The following is a 17,577-nucleotide window of genomic DNA, read 5'->3' as shown; positions in this document are numbered from 1 at the left end:
GTTCTTTGTAAGTGTATTTCATTCATCTGAGAATCGCTCTATTGTTGATTTAAACATTGATTCTCATTAGCGGCTATTTATAAAGTAAATCTTAAGTAGAAGTGTAAATATTTTTTACTTGTGCTGTATTTAATAATTACTATTTGCAAAGTAGCTTTTGATATCTAAAACTACTTATTAACTCTTTCTTAATGTTTTCTTAAAAGCCAAATTTTACTATTAGGTCTCTGAAGTTTTGCTGACAGTATATTAATGAAATTATCAAGACGTAACTTCTTTACATTGGCTGGTGCGAGTGCTGTCGGTGTTACAATGCTTTCTCCTCTGGAAGCCTTATATGCAAGACGTGCTAACGGCCAAGTTGTAGGACTAACTGCTGGTTACGGCCCAATAGCACCAAAGATGCCAGAAAATGCAGATGAACTTGTTGGACTAGTTCGTGGTGGAATTAACTTAGGCACTACTCCTCTGCTAGAACTTCCTCCCGGTTTTAACTACACTGCAATATCGATTACTGGGCAACCTATGGATGATGGAAGGATAGTGCCAAGTAATCATGATGGTATGGCTGCCTTTGATGGTCCTAAGAACACTACAATTCTGGTGCGAAATCACGAGCTAAGTCCTAGTTCTACTGGAATCAATGTGTTCCCCCGATATGACCAGATTGGAGGAGGTACAACGACGATTGTTGTTGGCCCTAACCGTCGAGTGAAAAAGCAATTTGTTTCTCTAGGGGGGACTATACGCAATTGTGCTGGAGGTCAGACTCCTTGGGATTCCTGGATTAGCTGTGAAGAGAATCTGACTCTTCCTGCACCGGGTGGAGCTACGAAAAAGCATGGATATAACTTTGAAGTTCCAGCAACAGCCGACATTCAGGTTGCCAATCCGGTTCCCCTTGTGGCAATGGGCCGCTTTAACCATGAAGCTGTCGCAGTTGATCCGGAAAGTGGATGGATCTATGAAACTGAAGATGACGGAGCTAGCTGCTTCTATCGCTTCCGTGCTGATGTCCGTCCTACTAAATATGGCGACCTTCAGACTCGTGGTGATGGAGTGCTTGAGGCCCTGGTTATTGAAGGGGCTCCTCAAGATACTCGCAAGAATTTTATTCAGTATAAAAATAAACCATTATCAGTTAAGTGGGTAAAGATTGATAATGTTGATCCTTCTACCAATGCCCTTGTCACTTCCGTGCGGCAGCAGGGGCAAAATAAGGGTGCAGCTATCTTCGCACGTGGTGAAGGTGCTTGGTATGGCAATGGCGGCTTGATCTACTTTACCTGTACCAGTGGTGGCGATTTAGGGCAAGGGCAGGTTTTTGCTTATAAACCCAATAATAATGACCCCAACAGTGGTACTATCACCCTGGTTGTAGAGTCTCCTGCTGAGAATATACTGAATTTCCCCGATAATATTACCGTGGCTCCCTTTGGAGACCTCTTCCTATGCGAAGACGGTAGCAATACTGAATTCGTGATCGGCGTTACCCCGGAGGGCGATCTCTATCGGTTTGCAGCAAATGCTATTAACGGCAGTGAATTCGCAGGTGCTTGCTTCTCACCAGATGGCAAGACAATGTTTGTCAATATCCAAGACCCTGGAATTACCTGTGCGATTTGGGGCCCTTGGAGCAGAAACCGAGCATAAGGTTAGTTATATCTAAGTGATTTGATAGCTTGCAGGGGTACTCCAGTTTATTCTTGGGGTACCTGTGTTTTTAGCAGATTTTGGGTGAGATTGCAGGAATACAGATCAGACAATATATGGACGAGATCATCATCGAACAGTTTTTATAGACAGCATCTAGGCTAGTCACTGCTAGGCTAAACTTATAGCACTGAGAGACTTGCTGCGATGTCTGTAGACGTTTTTTACTCCTGGTGCAGAAGTAATTTCGACACCACAAGAAGTTGCACAATAAGAGAAACAATACAGCGATCGCTTGGCGGCAAAACTGCGAGAATTAAATATAGATCCAGATACTATTTAAGCTCCTCGCTGTCTTGCTTGTGCCTATTAACATCAGTGTTATGGATCTTCAGGAAAAACCCATTTTGGCGGTTCCGTCATTTTTTTCCGCAGACGTTCTTGTGCCAATTCCAACATTTTGTCTAGGGGAGTATCTTCAATAAATTTTGCGGCCGCCTCTCTATACTCGATGTTGGGGCATTTATCCCCTAAAACACACCCATTAACACAGGCTACAGCGCAGTTAATCTTTTGCTCCACAGTAAATTCCTCTCTCTAAAACTTATAAGTTATAAAGTTGTGAGTTCTAATATTCACCCCTAACTCTTTACTATCAGGCATTAACCTCTAAGTAAATTTTACCTTGCCAGTTGCTATCCTATTAGTCTAAACACCTACCATTTAGAAAGTTATCAGTTATGAGTTATGATTTTGACTCCTAACTTTTCATTCTTATGAAGGGCACTCATGTCAGAAGTTTTTGCTACTACTGGAACTATCGCTGCGATCGCAACTGCTGTTGTCCCCCAACAGGGTAGTGTGGGTATTGTGCGGGTGTCTGGTTCTGAAGCAATGGCTCTAGCCCAAACTCTTTTTCACACACCAGGGCGGCAAGTTTGGGAAAGTCACCGGATTCTCTACGGTTATATTCGTCATCCCCAAACCCAACAACTGGTAGATGAAGCCCTATTGCTGATTATGAAAGCACCCCGTTCTTACACCCGTGAAGATGTGGTGGAATTCCATTGCCACGGGGGGATAATGGCAGTGCAGCAGGTATTACAACTGTGTTTAGAAAATGGCGCAAGACTAGCCCAACCCGGAGAATTTACCCTCCGCGCCTTTTTGAATGGGCGATTGGATCTAACTCAAGCCGAAGGTATTGCTGATTTAGTGGGAGCTAAATCACCTCAAGCTGCCCAAACTGCCTTAGCTGGTTTACAGGGAAAATTAGCTCATCCGATCCGGCAGTTACGCGCTAACTGTTTAGATATTTTGGCAGAAATCGAAGCTCGAATCGATTTTGAGGAAGACTTACCGCCGTTGGATGATACAGCAATAATATCAGAAATCGAGAAAATTGCCGCCGAAATAACGAGGTTATTGGCAACCAAAGACAAAGGTGAGTTACTACGCACAGGTTTAAAAGTGGCAATTGTGGGGCGACCAAACGTGGGTAAGTCGAGCTTATTGAACGCTTGGAGCCGGAGCGATCGCGCCATTGTTACAGACTTACCCGGTACAACCCGCGATGTAGTTGAATCCCAGCTAGTTGTCGGGGGAATTCCCGTACAAGTGCTAGATACAGCCGGGATTCGGGAAACAACAGATCAAGTGGAAAAAATTGGTGTGGAGCGATCGCGCCGTGCTGCAAATGCAGCTGATTTAGTTTTGCTTACCATCGATGCTTCAGCAGGTTGGACAGAAGGCGATCGAGAAATTTACGAGCAAGTACAACACCGTCCATTAATTCTAGTGATTAACAAAATCGACTTAGTAGAAGAAAGCGAAAGAAAAACTCTTCAATCTCAAATACCAAATCCAAAATCTAAAATTGTCACAGCAGCAGCACAAAATCAAGGTATTGATGCTTTAGAAACAGCAATTTTAGAGCTAGTCAAAGCAGACAATATCCAAGCTGCTGATATGGATTTAGCCATTAATCAAAGGCAAGCAGCAGCTTTAACTCAAGCTAAAATATCTTTGGAACAAGTACAAACAACAATTGTCCAGCAGCTCCCTCTAGATTTTTGGACAATTGACTTACGCGGTGCAATTCAAGCACTGGGAGAGATTACTGGGGAGGAAGTAACAGAATCAGTTTTGGATAGGATTTTTAGCAAGTTTTGCATTGGTAAATAAACCAAAATGTTCTATTTTTGCTAATCTAGGTAGTTTAGATGAAGCGAATAAAAAACCAATATTTATCTTAATTATTGGCAAGTTTAAATATTATTAAACACTAAATTTTTATGTCTTTAAATGATGAAATTAATTCTGTAAACGCATTGATTGTGGGAGCCAGCCAAGGTATTGGTTTTGGTTTTGTAAAAAAATTACTACAGGATGATAAAATAGCTAAAGTTTATACAACTTCTCGTCAGCTAGAATTAGCCCCCGATTTAATAGCTCTTGTAGACGAGCATTCTGAGCGATTAATTTGTTTAGAGATGGATATTACTGACGAGTTGCAGATTGTTGAAACTATGCAAAAAATACATAACCAAGTTGACAAACTGCATTTGGTAGTCAACTGTGTAGGACTGTTGCATGAAGATACTTTGCAACCTGAAAAAAGCTTAAGACAGATAAATTCAGAAAACTTGCTGCGCTACTTTCAGATAAATAGTATTGGTGCTGTCTTGCTAGCTAAACATCTATTGCCTCTGTTGCGTCATGGAGAACGCAGTGTGTTCGCTAGTATTTCTGCTAAATTGGGCAGTATTGGCGATAACAAACTTGGTGGATGGTATGGCTATCGCGCTTCTAAAGCAGCACTCAATATGTTGATGCGAACTGCAACAATTGAGTATAAAAGAAGTTGTCCTAAAGCATTAATAGTCACATTGCACCCTGGTACAACTGATACGCGCCTTTCCCGTCCTTTCCAGAAAAATGTACCTGCGGAAAAATTATTTTCAGTGGAACGCACCGTTACCCAATTATTGGCTGTGATTGAACAGCTTCAAGAAGGCGATAGTGGGCAGTTTTTCTCGTGGGATGGAAGCAGATTGCCTTGGTAACTGCGTTACGCTGATGCTAGTGAAACTCACATTATTTGTAACTAAAGCCTATGAAGTTTTTTGTGCCAGCAGCCAAGGATGATATCAAAGCAGAGCAAGTGTATATTGCTTTTGCTCGGTCTGTCAAAGCACCAATAACCGAAAAGCGTATTTGGAAGTTACAGTGGCGCGATCGCGAAATTGATATGGAATGCGAGGTAGGTAAACCCTTACCATCCTCTTATCAAACGGGGAAAGAGCTAGTTATGGCAATCTTTGAGTGCGAAAACCTTTATAAAATTTGTACTCTTACCCGTGGAGGAGTAAAGGGAGAACCTATCTTGGTTAGCAAAAACTCTCTATCCTCAGCAACATATTTTTCAGATAATGTACATAACTGACTCTTTAATCTGCGATCGCTTATTTGATAAAAGTAGATGCGATCGCAGAATACGCTTGGGTTAAGCATTTCTTTCTTCTCTCGGTGTCCTCTGTGGTTCGTTAAAAAAATTGAATTTGACAAAGGATTTTAGCCTTAACTGAACTGTATTGGTTTATAGGCATAAAAAGTGGTTATGCAGCTAAAAACTAGGAAACTCTAACTCACCACTTCCCCTTCCTAAGTGCGCTGTTTTAGGTGCTAGATGTCCCTCCAACCAATTCTCCAAATCAGCCATTACCTCTCGATAATTGAGGTCACGCTGAATTTCGTGATAAGCTTCTGGATACTCAATTCTCAGCTTATCTGTATACTTTACCCGTTGATAAAAGATGTCGCTTCCCGCAGGTAAAGCCACTCGGTCTGCACCACCGTGGAGAATCAACAATGGTAATTGCCAATCACCTGCGTGAGCATTAATCCAATCAACTGTTGCAAAAAATTCTGTAGCTAGACGGGCAGTACCAAGGGTATGTCGCAGTGTATCCTGAGCGATCGCAGCTAAAACCTGCGGATCTCTTGAACCAGCACTGATGTCAATGCCTGTATTCAGGGTGAAACGTGGCCACACCCGTGAGAGCAGTTTTCCTAAAAGCACCCGAATCGGTGAAATCCCAACTTTTCCCAAGGTTGGCGCGAGAGCGATCGCACCTTGCAAAACTGATGCTTGTTGGGGATAGCGCAGAATATAATCTAAGACAATCACCCCGCCTAAGCTATGACCCAAAAGAAAAATTGGGCAGCCAGGATTCTGAGTCTGAATTAACTGTAAAAAGGCTCCCAAATCTTCTCGAAACTCACTCCAAGCGTTGATATAGCCTCGCTGACCTGGTGAGCGTCCATGACCACGTAAGTCTAAGGCATAGATAGCATATTGTTTGGGTATCAAATGCTGAATTACATTACTGTAGCGATCGCTGTGGGCTCCGAGTCCATGCACAATGGCTAATATTCCCCGGACTTTACCCTCTGGATGCCAACTTTGATAATACAGGTCAAGTCCTCCAACACCTTGGAATGTGCCTTCTTTACGAGACGCGATGCGATCGCTATGGTCAATCATCTGGTTAATTTTTTAGGTATCTTCTCAGCAAGTTACTAATATGTCAACACTGATTGTATAAAAATAGCTTCTGGCTATTGCGATAATTACAGCTAATTTATTTAAAATCTTGATAAGAGCATTCCACAATTTCTAACCGTGGGTTGGTTAATAATATAACCTCAAGAATTATGATTTATTTATGAATTCAAGGAGATTTTTATCAAAAATTCTTCTAAGGTATCTGTTCAGGAAGACCAAGCTGATGGGGTAATTTCCGAAGTTCATACCGATTCGAAATCTAGCCATCAGCAGGAAGATAGTACACAATTAGAAACTTTAACTGCTGCAAGTATAAAGCGGGTAAAAGAGGGTGTAGATGCGGCTGGCGATCGCGCTGTTCGCCAGATTATCGAAAAAACCCTCAATCGCTTGGAAGGTGGTAATCAGGGGCATTTAGAACCTAGAGCCAACTCTGGGCTGCGTCGTTTTGTGATGCGATCGCTCATCCATGCCTTTTTCAAGGTACGGGTCGAACATCTCGAAAGAATACCTCAGAAACCTGCAATTCTAGCTGTCAACCATCTCCACCATATAGATCCCTTACTCCTGTTAGCCGAACTCCCTACCCAACCCCACTATTACATCCTGGGCGATGCTCGTACTCTTTATAACAAGTGGTGGAAGCGCTTCATCCTGGGTTTTGCGGGGGGCGTGATTCCTTTGGAACGGGTGTGGAAAGAAGAAGTTGCTGTGATGGAAGCGGCTAAAGCAGGAAGGCAAGATTTAGTTGAGCTAGCTACAGCAATTAAACAGACAGTACCGACAGGGGAAGATATACACACACTCCGACAGATAGACCGGATTATCCTGGCAATTTTGGCTCGTGGAGATGGGATGATTCTCTTCCCCGAAGGACGACTCGGAACTGCTGAGGGTAAGTTGCATCTCCCTTTAAAACGCGGGACTGTGATTTATGCTTTGCGGGCTGGTGTACCGATTATTCCAGTTGCACTGATTGGGACTCATGACCTCTATTTAAGAAAAGAGTTAACAATTCGAGTCGGTGAACCGTTACACTTTGCCCAAACAACCAGACCAAAGCGCCAGGAAGTAGAAGTAGCTTTGGAGACGTTACAGAATGCGATGCTGGCTATGTTGCCAACTAACTATCAAGAACCAACCGGAACCAAGCTGTTACGTTATTTCCTAAATCACATGTTGTGGTGAAGAGTTTATTGCTCTAAAAAGATTAGGAATTACTATTATTTTCCCTGCCACATCTGCCGTAATGACTGAAAAATCTTTACAAATCTCTCTTCTAGCCAGAGCATAGCATAATCAACCCATTCCAGAAGTTGCTCTAAGGGATGTTTCTCATAGCCTGTTGAAGTTGCTTTGGTTTCTATCCAGTCTGGCTGTGCCTCAATTTGACTACTTTGATGAAACTGCTCTTGCAAAATTTCCCCTTTCCGAATCTCGCGTTTAGTTAGGGAAGTATGGGCTTGAATTTGTTTTGCAGAGGAAACTTTTCCAGATATTTTTTGGCTTGAGGCAAGATTACTAGTTGCTTGTTTCCTTTGCACCAAACCAGATCCGATTTTAGGTTGTTTTACAGTTAAATTCTTTTGGGGAAAATGCCCTACTGATAAACTTGCAGCTAAAGCAGGATTTTGAACTTGGGAACTTTGCACTGATTTCTCAGCAACGGTTTCAGTCTCTCCAAATAAATCATTCCATGTTAGCCAAGGATCAACAGCTAAATCCTGGTTCTCCAGCATAGGGCTTTTAGCCAAGGCTTTTCTAAAGCGTGATGAGAATAGTTTACTTGGCAATTGCTCATCACTAGTTGTTGAATCAAGTGTTTTTCTATTACCAACACCAAAAAAGTAATTAAGCGCCGCCTCAATCAAAGCGTGAATGTTCAGTGTATGAGTTTCCAAACCATCAGTAGTGGTTGCAATTTCTCCCCTAGCAGCTAATTGTTCTTTGCCATAAAGAAATATGTTTAACTGAGTTTGGGCAACTTGAACAATTTCCTGGCTACGTTCTTGTACAGGTACTAAAGCATTTGACTCCAACTTAGCAACAGCTATATCTAGAAATGCTAGTAATCTTTCAGTATTAAGTAAATCTTTTGATATGCCCTCAGCTAAAGCTGGAATTTTGGTTGTATTTCCATCAGTGAGTTTTGCTAATAAACGGTCAATTTGTGGTAATAGCTCCGTTTCTTTTTTGGCTATAATCAACCGCCAAGACTGCCAGTAATTAGCAACTTCGTTAATAATTCGATCTTCTAACTTTGCCTGCTGCTGGGGTGTCAGAATATCTAGAATTTCATTTTCGGTAGTAACAAGTACTAAACTCCGATTCATCAAATTTGTGGCAATTCCCTGCACTGCTGGTAAATGCTGTTTTAGAGGGTTATCTAACTGTAAATTGATAATCTCTGCTTTATTCTCTCTAATACTTGAAGATTCTATATAACTTACGTTATTTGTCGAGTTTTTATCAACAAAATTTAGGCGAAAAATTTCCAATAAAGCCAAGGGATTGAAAGTTTCAGATGTTTTTGTAGGTCTAGAGACGGCTTCATCTGACAATACGTAATTGACTGCTTCTAGTACTTGTTGAATAGGACTATCAGCATTTGGAATTTCGGGCTGGAAATCGGTATCATTTGGTTGTAACTTTAGTCTAGTTTGTGGTTCTTTGGTCTGTAGCGTTTTCCCAGATGATTCAGATGACTGCAACAGTAGATACACTGGGTAAAGTAGTACCTCCACACCCCACTTAGTGGCAACTTGCAAATGCCGGAAGGTGTGTTCCCACTGTTCTGTCACCCGCCGAGATTGCTGGTGGACAAAGTTAAATAGTCTGCTTTGATAACGACCAGAGGAACCAGAAGACATAGTAGTAATTTTTTAGTTCAAGTCTTGTTAAGTTGTGAGACTCGCGCCAAACAATAAAAATAACCAACACCTCATCTTAGCGAATATATGACCCCGACTGTCTCTCAATCTCATACCAAAATCATCTCACAAGCAATTGAGCAACTGCGCTCTTTTTGCCAAGTTAATCTTCAGTCTAGCTGGCTATACCAGGAATCTGACCTGAATATTACTGATGTTGTCGCTGCTGATTTGTCTCATTGGCAACCTGTTCAGTTGAATGCTAAAGAACATATCGCTTGGACAGGTGGGAAAAAAGTACTATGGCTAGTGCAAAGGTTGGTAGTGCCCCAAGATTTACAGGGTTATCCTTTAGCTGGGTTATCTTTGCGGCTGGCGCTGCTTTGGTGGGCAGATTCTGCTGAGATTTATGTGAATGGGGAGTTAGTACTGGAGGGTGATTTATTTGATTGTTCGCCGAGAGTGCTTCTCAGTCAGGGGGTAACACCAGGCGAAGAGTTTATTGTGGCTTTACGGTTAGTGAGTCCGGGACATTGTGATGGTGCTTTAGTGCGATCGCTCCTAGTTTATGAGTCTATTGTTGATAATAATCCCGATCCGGGTTTTGTGGCTGATGAATTAGCTGTGGTGCAGCTTTATTTGGAAAGGTTTGCGCCGGAGAAGTTGGATGCTTTGGTAGAGGTGGTGGAGGAGGTTACGAACCGCAGAGGCGCAGAGGGCACAGAGAAGGGAGAGTTAGCAAAATCGTTTTTGTCTCTACGCCGAAACCTAATTCAATCCGACATCTTAGCCCCCCTTTTTAAGGGGGGTTGGGGGGATCAAAAATCTAAAATTTTCTTATTGGGTCATGCTCACTTAGATTTAGCATGGTTATGGCCTGTGAGTGAAACTTGGAATGCGGCGCAAAATACTTTTGAGTCGGTTCTGAAGTTGCAAGCAGATTTCCCTGAGTTAATTTTCTGTCATTCGACTCCCGCACTTTACGCTTGGATTGAGGAACATCGCCCGGATTTGTTTCAGGCGATTCAAGCACAGGTGGCCGCTGGACGTTGGGAAGTTGTCGGCGGAATGTGGGTGGAACCGGAACTCAATCTCATTGCTGGTGAATCAATAGTCCGTCAGCTATTGTATGGTCAACGCTACATCCAGGAGAAATTTGGCAAGCTTTCAACTATGGAGTGGGTTCCAGATTCTTTTGGTTTCTGTGCAACTTTACCCCAGTTTTTCGCTAATGCCGGAATTGAGTATTTTGTCACCCAGAAGTTGCGGTGGAATGATACTACTAAATTTGATTATGGGGCTTTTTGGTGGCGATCGCTTGACGGTAGCGAAGTCTTTAGTTTGATGTCTGCACCTATCGGTGAAAACATTGACCCGGTTAAAATGGCATCCTACGCTCTGGAATGGCAATCCCAAACTGGTTTATCAGAATCCCTCTGGCTTCCCGGTGTTGGCGACCACGGCGGCGGCCCCACTCGTGATATGTTAGAAATCGCCCAACGCTGGCAAAAGTCACCTTTCTTTCCAGACTTAGAATTCACGACGGCTGAAAAGTATTTACAGCAAATCAAATCAGGAGTCAGAATTCAGGAGTCAGAATTCAGGAGTTATGATTCTCCCCCTGCTTCCCCTGCCTTTCCCATCTGGGATGACGAACTATACCTCGAATTCCATCGCGGTTGCTACACTACCCACGCAGACCAAAAACGCTGGAATCGTCGTTGTGAAAATTTATTGTATGAAGCTGAACTATTTGCTACCTTAGCAACCATAAACTGTGGTGTGACATATCCGAAAGCAGAAATTGAAGCAGCTTGGAAGCAGGTTTTATTTCAACAGTTTCACGATATTTTACCTGGTTCTTCAATTACTCAAGTTTACACAGATGCGTTACCGCAGTGGCAGCAAGTGGAACAAGTCGGAACGAAGATATTACAAGACTCACTTTTAGCGATCGCATCTCACATTACCCTATCAGAACCACCAAAACCCAATAGTTTACCTATTTTCGTTTTCAATTCTCTCAATTGGCAGCGTTCTGAGGTAGTCTCTGTAGGCTTACCCACATCACAGGAATGGCAGATTTACGATACTTCTGGAAAGCAGGTTGTCTCCCAATTATCTGAACCATCAACGCTACTATTTCTCGCCACCGAAATTCCACCCGTTGGCTATCGCATATTTTGGCTTTCCCCTTCATCTCCAACTCTGCGGGAAGCTAAAGCTACATCCCCCTCATCTCCACTCCTCCCAGACTGGATTTTAGAAAATGAATTCTTACGAGTTGTTATCGATCCTGATACTGGAGATTTATCAAGTGTTTTTGATAAAACTTATCAACGAGAACTTTTGAGTGGTGCAGGAAATCAACTACAAGCTTTTAAAGATAGCGGTCAATATTGGGATGCTTGGAATATAGACCCCAATTATGCCCAACATCCCTTACCATCAACAAATCTTCAATCTATTCAGTGGTTAGAACAAGGGCCAGTCCAAAGTCGTGTGCGCGTGGTGCGTCAGTTGGGCGAATCGGAATTTTGCCAAGACTATATTTTGCAAGCTGGTTCACCTCTACTGAAGATAGCTACTACCGTCAATTGGCAAGAAAATCATGTATTGGTGAAAGCTGCTTTTCCTTTGAATATCGAAGCAGACTTTGCTACTTATGAAATTCCCTGTGGCGCGATTCGCCGGACAACTAAACCGCAAACCCCCGCAGAAGAGGCAAAATGGGAAGTCCCCGCTTTGCGTTGGGCTGATTTAACAGGAGAAACACAGGAGGGTATTCACGGAGTTAGTTTGCTCAATGATTGTAAATACGGTTACGACAGCAAACCCAATCAACTTCGCCTAACACTGCTACGTAGCCCTAATTGGCCAGACTCAGAGGCTGATAAAGGTTTTCATGAGTTTACATATACCTTGTATCCTCATGCTGGTAGCTGGGAATCAGCCCATACGGTACGGCGTGGTTATGAATTGAATATACCGTTACAAGTGATATTAAATCCTCCTAATGAAAATCCTTCCCTTTCTACTGGTAAAGATGGGTTGGGGATGAGTTTTCTAGATTTATCAGCTGAAAATTTAATCTTGATGGCCTTGAAGCCATCTGAAGATAACCCACAGCAGCTAATTCTGCGGTGTTATGAATGTCACGGAGAAACAGCCGAGTTATCTTTGCAAAGTAATTTAGGGTTAAATCTAGGAGATAGAGTAGATTTGTTAGAGCGTTCCTCTACTACTGAATTCTCATCTGGGCAACAAATTTTAACAATACAGCCTTGGAAAATCGCCAGTTTCAAGGTAATACCAGCGATAAATTCCAGACTGGCGTAAGCCACTATTGCTGTGTCAGTGGCCAATTGTGGTTTTCCACAGACCACCAACCAATGACAAATGACTCTTTTAATCTTCGTGATCGTCAAACGGATCGTTCAATTCCTTGCTAGGAGGGCCAAAAGAGGTATAAATTGAAATTCCGGTGATGGCAACCACCACGGCGGCCATAGAAATGCTAAGAACTATTGCGGGTTCCATAATTGAGGGATAGATGATGAGTGCTATTCTTATAGAATATTACAGAAGATTAAAAAAAGCTTTGGCAAGTAATATTAGGTGAACTATGGCACAAAGGACTAGGTTGGGAGATATCCTGAAACCACTTAACTCTGAGTATGGAAAAGTGGCTCCAGGTTGGGGTACTACCCCTGTGATGGCTGTTTTTATGGCGCTATTTTTTGTATTTTTGCTGATTATTCTGCAACTTTACAATAGATCACTCTTAGTTCAGGATGTAAATGTCGATTGGCGGAGTTTAGGACGCTAACAGATATACCGCTATCAAGTTTGGATAACAAGTTAAATTACACCCGGTTCTTCCGGGTTTTTTTGTGAATGGTCAGTGCATACTAACTATTGAGTAGACTACATAATATATGAGTTTCTGTAGTGGTTCTATAGTTGACAGGAGACAAAAATGAATATATTTGGTATCGGTCTGCCGGAAATGGGTGTAATTATGGTAGTGGCGCTGTTAATCTTTGGGCCAAAGAAGCTACCAGAAATTGGTCGGAGTGTGGGTAAAACAATCCGTAGTTTCCAAGAAGCTTCTAAGGAGTTTCAAAGCGAGTTTCAAAAAGAAGCAGAACAGTTAGAAGAAGCTGTCAAGACTACTGCTGAATTGGAACCTAAGCAAATCTACCCTGCTAAATCAGAGCAGGATACTACCACTAGTTCTTCTCAACCTAGCTAGTAGTTTGTCTCATTAGTTACCAAGGGTGAACAAGTTCGTAGTAAGGACTTTAGTCCTGGATTTTAAGCACTGAAGTGCTTACTACAAACCCTCAAAACTAGCTTAGACATTGTACTAGTTGAGTGATTGATATCAATTGACTATAGGCAAAATGACAGAAGCTGTTACGCAACCAGCTTTGGTGATTCCACAACTAATTGTTGGTTTGGGGAATCCAGAAAGCAAGTACGACCAAACACGCCATAATATCGGCTTTGCTGCTGTAGAAGCCCTCTGCCGTTCTTGGCGCATTTCTTTAGCAGAAAACCGCAAGTTTCAAGGTGAGTATGGCGAAGGTATGGCCCCAGGTGGAGGTAAGATTCGCTTGCTAAAGCCGTTAACTTATATGAATCGCTCAGGACAGTCAATTCAAGCGGTGACGAGTTGGTATAAATTGCCGCCTGAGTCAGTGCTGATAATTTACGACGATATGGATTTGCCTTTGGGAAAAACTCGGCTGCGCCTATCTGGTTCAGCTGGGGGACATAACGGGATGAAAAGTGCGATCGCACATCTGAGTACCCAAAATTTTCCCCGTTTGCGAATCGGTATTGGTAAACCCAAAGGTGCAGCTAATAACGATGATTCTAATACTGTCTCCCATGTGCTGGGACGATTCTCCTCTGCCGAAAATCAGCAAATGTCTCTTGTACTTCAATTCGTGGTTGAGTGTATTGAACTAAGTCTCAAGCAGGGAGTAGAAAAGGCGATGAATGTTTGTAATAGCCGCACCATTAATAATTCTGAGTCTTAGGGGCCAGTTTGTTTGCTAAAGGCGTTTATTTTGGTTGATGGGCAGCGATTTTAGCTTGCTTTACCCAACCGAAATAAAGCCTTTAACGCGCTCTACACCCTAATTGAAGTGCGGCATAGTTTGCTTAATTTTTGTAAGAATAATGGCGATGTCTAAGAAGGGCTACGCCTAAACCCTATTGCCTGTTTTAGGTCATAACCTCAAGCAACGCCAGTATTACACCAAATAGGTTTATTTAAAAGTTCTTTTGCGTCTAGCTGCCACTGCCTTACGTTTGCGTTTTTCAATGGGTGTTTCAAAGTGCCGATGATATTTCACATCAGCTAATATCCCAGCTTTGGAAACCTGACGTTTAAACCGACGCAAAGCTGAGTCTATTGCTTCATTTTCTCCAAGAATCACTTGGGTCATTCTTGCTTGTTCCTCATAATCAACATTTTCCATTGTAATAGTAGCCTCAACCTTAGTAAAACCCCCCGTTCTAAAGTCATTATTAAGAGGCTATCTATCCAGATGACACGGATTATGTGTGCCTGTCGAACCTCAAATTGGCACTTAACTAAAAGTTAATTTAAGCGCTCTAATGCACTCTCAGCAATAGTAGAGCAGATAGAGAAATTATAATGTCAAATTTTCCTGACTGTAATATGAACTGGCGACAAGTGTAGTTTTTACTACCATCACAATCGTAAGTTATTCGTGAGACAGAAAATCCCCAACTTCTGGGAAAAGTTGGGGAACTGTGACTTTCAATTCTCATTAATCAAATAAGATTGCTATCGCAACTATGAGAAAATTTGATTATATTTAAAAATTTTAAAAGTTGATTCTGCCCTCATTCAATAATTTATATCCGGCTGCTAATGCGCCGAAAGCAACAAATAGATTCCATAAGCTAGTTGATCTGAAAATTACTCCACCACTCAAGAAAACTAGTACTATCCCAATACCTAACAAAATCCATCCAAGCTGACTAGCTTCTCTGCGATAAAACACCAATGTAAACACACCTGCCATAATCGCTAATACGGAAACTGTCGCTGGTAATCTGCTGGAAAAAGGTATGTAGTAACCGCTAACAAATATAATATTTTGACCAAAAAAGTATAACCCTGTGAAAAATAAAATTAAACCTATAAGTTTTATTAACAATCTGCCCATAATATTTTTATATTTTTAATGTCTGAAGCCAATTTTAACCCGATTTGTAGTGGAGTTGTTAAATTGCTACTAAATTTTACGTAAAATTGATTAAATTTAAGTGAATATACTGTATGTCAATCCAGGCTGGCTAAAGATGTCAGTACAAGTAATGTTGATTACATGAAGTAGTCCTTGCCAGGGTGCGATCGAGGTGCTTTAATAGCGATGTCTGACGACAAGAAGTAAAGCTTCTACGCATTCCGCAAAATAGTTTTACTTACAAAAGTATGTACAAGACGCGCAGTGACTCGACATCGCTGCTGGTGTTCATAAAATTACAGACTCAAAACATTAAACTCTAAAGATATGACAAGCTAGTAGCATATCTTTGACACTAAATTCTCCCAAAAGCCGAATAGGAGCATACATGGAGCCAATTATTGCTATAGTTTTAGCCCTTATAGGTTATGCGTTAGGTTCTGCAAAACTGATTAATCAAGGAAATGAAGCCCTAGTCGAACGTTTGGGGCGGTATCATCGGAAACTTAAACCGGGGCTGAACTTTATTGTTCCCTTGGTCGATCAGATTGTGATGGAAGATACTACACGAGAGCAGTTTACAGACATCAAACCTCAGAATGTGATCACTCAAGATAATATTTACGTAGAAGTGGATGCTATTGTATACTGGCGCATTCGAGATATTGAGAGAAGCTTTTACGCTATTGAGGATCTGCAAGGTGCATTAACACAGATAACTACAACTACGCTCCGAGAAATCATTGCCCAAAATACCCTAGAGCAGACCAACGTCTCCAGAGCAGAGATGGACTCAGCTATATTAGATCAATTGAATAATGTAACGGCAGATTGGGGAGTTGAGATTCTCCGGTTAGATATTCAGAGAATTACCTTACCTGAAAGTGTGCGAAAGTCTAGGGAAGAAGAGCAAGCCGCCGTCATCAAAAAACGGGCGCTAATTACCGAAGCAGAAGGGGAAAAAGAAGCTGCTATTAAGAAAGCAGAAGGAACTATGGCTTCAGTGCAAATCATTTCTCAAGCTCTCCGTTCCAATCCAGATAGTAGGGATATTTTGCGGTATCTCGTGGCTCAAGATTACGTAGATGCTAGCCAAAAACTTGGTGAGAGCAATAATGCCAAAATTGTCTTTGTAGACCCAGCTAACTCAAGTGAAATGTTTCAGGAGTTGATAGCTGAGTCAGTAACACAAGAAGGTAACGGCAAAAAAACCGAAGAACGGTAATACCTAGCAATCATGTTCTATGGGTTGTCTCAATAGGGCATCAGCTACTAGTGAAACATCGTGCATTTCTTGAACATCGTGAACTCGGAGGATATCAGCACCATTAAAAATAGCAGCACAACAAGCTGCTGCCGTTCCCCAAACTCGTGCTTTGGGATCTGGTTGATTTAAAATGCGACCAATGAAACTTTTACGGGATGCTCCTACCAAGATAGGACAATTGAGTGTTGTTAGCGATCGCAAGCCGCGAAAAATTTCTAAATTTTGCTCATAGTTCTTAGCAAAACCAATACCAGGATCGATAATAATTTTATCCAGGCCGATGCCCGCAGCAGTCGCTACCTCAATTTGCCGAGCCAAAAAACTATAAATCTCACCGAGCAAATCTTGATAATCAGTTTGTTGTTGCATCGTCTGTGGTGTCCCACGAATATGCATTAAAATAATCGGCACACTCAACTCTGCAACTGTCGCCAACATTTCTGAGTCAAAAGTGCCGCCAGAAATATCATTAATAATATCCGCTCCAGCTTCTACCGATGCCTTGGCTACAGCCGCACGGGTTGTATCTACAGAAATCGGGACTGAAATTTCTGGTCTTAGCACCTGTAACACCGATAAAACCCGGTCAAGTTCCTCCGCCAGAGTTATTTGCTTTGCCCCTGGCCGAGTTGATTGACCGCCCACATCGATTATGTCAGCACCACCCGCTACGAGTGCTTGCGCCTGTATTAAAGCCGCAGAGGTAGTGTTAAAGTCACCCCCATCACTAAAGCTATCAGGCGTTACATTCAAAATGCCCATCAAATAAGTTCGCTGTCCCCAATCGAAACAGCGTCCTCGAATTATTAAGTTGCTTGGCATAAAACAGGAGTCAGAATTCAGTAGTCAGAATTCAGAATACTCCACCCGTGAAGGGATGGAGTATCAACTCTTGAAAAATATTTTAATTTTATTTCGCCCACAAAGAGCAATGTTTTCAAGCAATATTCATTACCTAGTCGTACAAAATTCAATTCTGAATTCTTCATA

Annotated in this window: 17 protein-coding genes and 1 pseudogene; 11 read left to right on the top strand and 7 right to left on the bottom strand. The window is 42.0% G+C overall.

Translation table 11 applies throughout. The features are described from left to right. Positions 1 to 252: 252 nt before the first annotated feature. Entirely contained in the window at positions 253 to 1,653 is a 1,401-nt protein-coding gene (locus GJB62_RS18715) for an alkaline phosphatase PhoX (RefSeq protein WP_114082836.1), read from the top strand. Between the two features lie 220 nt (positions 1,654 to 1,873). After that, positions 1,874 to 1,996 (top strand): annotated as a pseudogene (locus GJB62_RS37505) (Uma2 family endonuclease); the annotation flags it as partial. A gap of 38 nt (positions 1,997 to 2,034) precedes the next feature. Here the strand turns inward: GJB62_RS37505 and GJB62_RS18710 are convergent. Beyond that, complete coding sequence (locus GJB62_RS18710) at positions 2,035 to 2,235, bottom strand: hypothetical protein (protein WP_114082835.1); 201 nt, start codon at positions 2,233 to 2,235, stop codon at positions 2,035 to 2,037. Positions 2,236 to 2,442: 207 nt separating this feature from the next. Between GJB62_RS18710 and mnmE the strand changes: the two genes are divergently transcribed. The 3 genes from mnmE to GJB62_RS18695 all read left to right on the top strand — a co-directional run bounded on the left by mnmE (position 2,443) and on the right by GJB62_RS18695 (position 5,098). Continuing rightward, positions 2,443 to 3,837 (top strand): tRNA uridine-5-carboxymethylaminomethyl(34) synthesis GTPase MnmE, encoded by a 1,395-nt coding sequence (gene mnmE, locus GJB62_RS18705; RefSeq protein ID WP_114082834.1) that lies wholly within the window; start codon positions 2,443 to 2,445, stop codon positions 3,835 to 3,837. 110 nt (positions 3,838 to 3,947) lie between these two features. Beyond that, entirely contained in the window at positions 3,948 to 4,718 is a 771-nt protein-coding gene (locus tag GJB62_RS18700) for an SDR family NAD(P)-dependent oxidoreductase (protein ID WP_114082833.1), read from the top strand. A 62-nt stretch (positions 4,719 to 4,780) separates the two neighbouring features. Further along, entirely contained in the window at positions 4,781 to 5,098 is a 318-nt protein-coding gene (locus GJB62_RS18695; protein ID WP_245245961.1) for a hypothetical protein, read from the top strand. A gap of 180 nt (positions 5,099 to 5,278) precedes the next feature. Here the strand turns inward: GJB62_RS18695 and GJB62_RS18690 are convergent, their stop codons facing one another. Then, positions 5,279 to 6,199 (bottom strand): alpha/beta hydrolase, encoded by a 921-nt coding sequence (locus GJB62_RS18690; RefSeq protein WP_114082831.1) that lies wholly within the window; start codon positions 6,197 to 6,199, stop codon positions 5,279 to 5,281. 333 nt (positions 6,200 to 6,532) lie between these two features. Between GJB62_RS18690 and GJB62_RS18685 the strand changes: the two genes are divergently transcribed. After that, positions 6,533 to 7,408, top strand: coding sequence for a 1-acyl-sn-glycerol-3-phosphate acyltransferase (locus tag GJB62_RS18685; RefSeq protein WP_114082830.1), 876 nt, complete (start codon positions 6,533 to 6,535; stop codon positions 7,406 to 7,408). 35 nt (positions 7,409 to 7,443) lie between these two features. Here GJB62_RS18685 and GJB62_RS18680 read toward each other — a convergent pair whose 3' ends face one another. Then, positions 7,444 to 9,090, bottom strand: a complete 1,647-nt coding sequence (locus GJB62_RS18680) for a hypothetical protein (protein ID WP_114082829.1) — start codon at positions 9,088 to 9,090, stop codon at positions 7,444 to 7,446. Between the two features lie 87 nt (positions 9,091 to 9,177). Between GJB62_RS18680 and GJB62_RS18675 the strand changes: the two genes are divergently transcribed. After that, the gene (locus tag GJB62_RS18675) at positions 9,178 to 12,429 is read left to right on the top strand and encodes an alpha-mannosidase (RefSeq protein ID WP_114082828.1); all 3,252 of its coding nucleotides are present in this window, start codon (positions 9,178 to 9,180) and stop codon (positions 12,427 to 12,429) included. A gap of 69 nt (positions 12,430 to 12,498) precedes the next feature. On the opposite strand, the gene psbN is transcribed toward GJB62_RS18675, so the two are convergent. Continuing rightward, complete coding sequence (psbN, locus tag GJB62_RS18670; RefSeq protein WP_012410654.1) at positions 12,499 to 12,630, bottom strand: photosystem II reaction center protein PsbN; 132 nt, start codon at positions 12,628 to 12,630, stop codon at positions 12,499 to 12,501. An 85-nt stretch (positions 12,631 to 12,715) separates the two neighbouring features. On the opposite strand from psbN, the gene psbH reads away from it, so the two are divergent. The 3 genes from psbH (at position 12,716) to pth (ending at position 14,138) form a co-directional block, all read left to right on the top strand. Further along, positions 12,716 to 12,919 carry a photosystem II reaction center protein PsbH gene (gene psbH / locus GJB62_RS18665; RefSeq protein ID WP_094327589.1) on the top strand — a complete coding sequence of 68 codons (204 nt, stop codon included), beginning with the start codon at positions 12,716 to 12,718 and terminating at the stop codon, positions 12,917 to 12,919. A gap of 150 nt (positions 12,920 to 13,069) precedes the next feature. Further along, positions 13,070 to 13,345, top strand: coding sequence for a TatA/E family twin arginine-targeting protein translocase (locus tag GJB62_RS18660; protein ID WP_114082827.1), 276 nt, complete (start codon positions 13,070 to 13,072; stop codon positions 13,343 to 13,345). A 151-nt stretch (positions 13,346 to 13,496) separates the two neighbouring features. Continuing rightward, on the top strand, positions 13,497 to 14,138 hold the full coding sequence (pth, locus tag GJB62_RS18655; protein WP_114082826.1) for an aminoacyl-tRNA hydrolase: 642 nt from the start codon (positions 13,497 to 13,499) through the stop codon (positions 14,136 to 14,138). A gap of 231 nt (positions 14,139 to 14,369) precedes the next feature. Here pth and rpsU read toward each other — a convergent pair whose 3' ends face one another. Next, on the bottom strand, positions 14,370 to 14,549 hold the full coding sequence (gene rpsU / locus GJB62_RS18650) for a 30S ribosomal protein S21 (RefSeq protein WP_012410658.1): 180 nt from the start codon (positions 14,547 to 14,549) through the stop codon (positions 14,370 to 14,372). A 405-nt stretch (positions 14,550 to 14,954) separates the two neighbouring features. Further along, positions 14,955 to 15,299: a hypothetical protein gene (locus GJB62_RS18645; RefSeq protein ID WP_114082825.1), complete on the bottom strand. Its 345-nt coding sequence runs from the start codon at positions 15,297 to 15,299 to the stop codon at positions 14,955 to 14,957. A 409-nt stretch (positions 15,300 to 15,708) separates the two neighbouring features. On the opposite strand from GJB62_RS18645, the gene GJB62_RS18640 reads away from it, so the two are divergent. Beyond that, positions 15,709 to 16,545, top strand: a complete 837-nt coding sequence (locus GJB62_RS18640; protein ID WP_114082824.1) for an SPFH domain-containing protein — start codon at positions 15,709 to 15,711, stop codon at positions 16,543 to 16,545. A gap of 3 nt (positions 16,546 to 16,548) precedes the next feature. Here GJB62_RS18640 and folP read toward each other — a convergent pair whose 3' ends face one another. Further along, positions 16,549 to 17,409, bottom strand: coding sequence for a dihydropteroate synthase (gene folP, locus GJB62_RS18635; protein WP_114082823.1), 861 nt, complete (start codon positions 17,407 to 17,409; stop codon positions 16,549 to 16,551). Positions 17,410 to 17,577 lie beyond the last annotated feature (168 nt).

It is taken from the genome of Nostoc sp. ATCC 53789, from assembly GCF_009873495.1.
GTDB lineage: Bacteria > Cyanobacteriota > Cyanobacteriia > Cyanobacteriales > Nostocaceae > Nostoc > Nostoc muscorum_A.
This window is presented reverse-complemented; position numbering and strand designations above follow the sequence as displayed.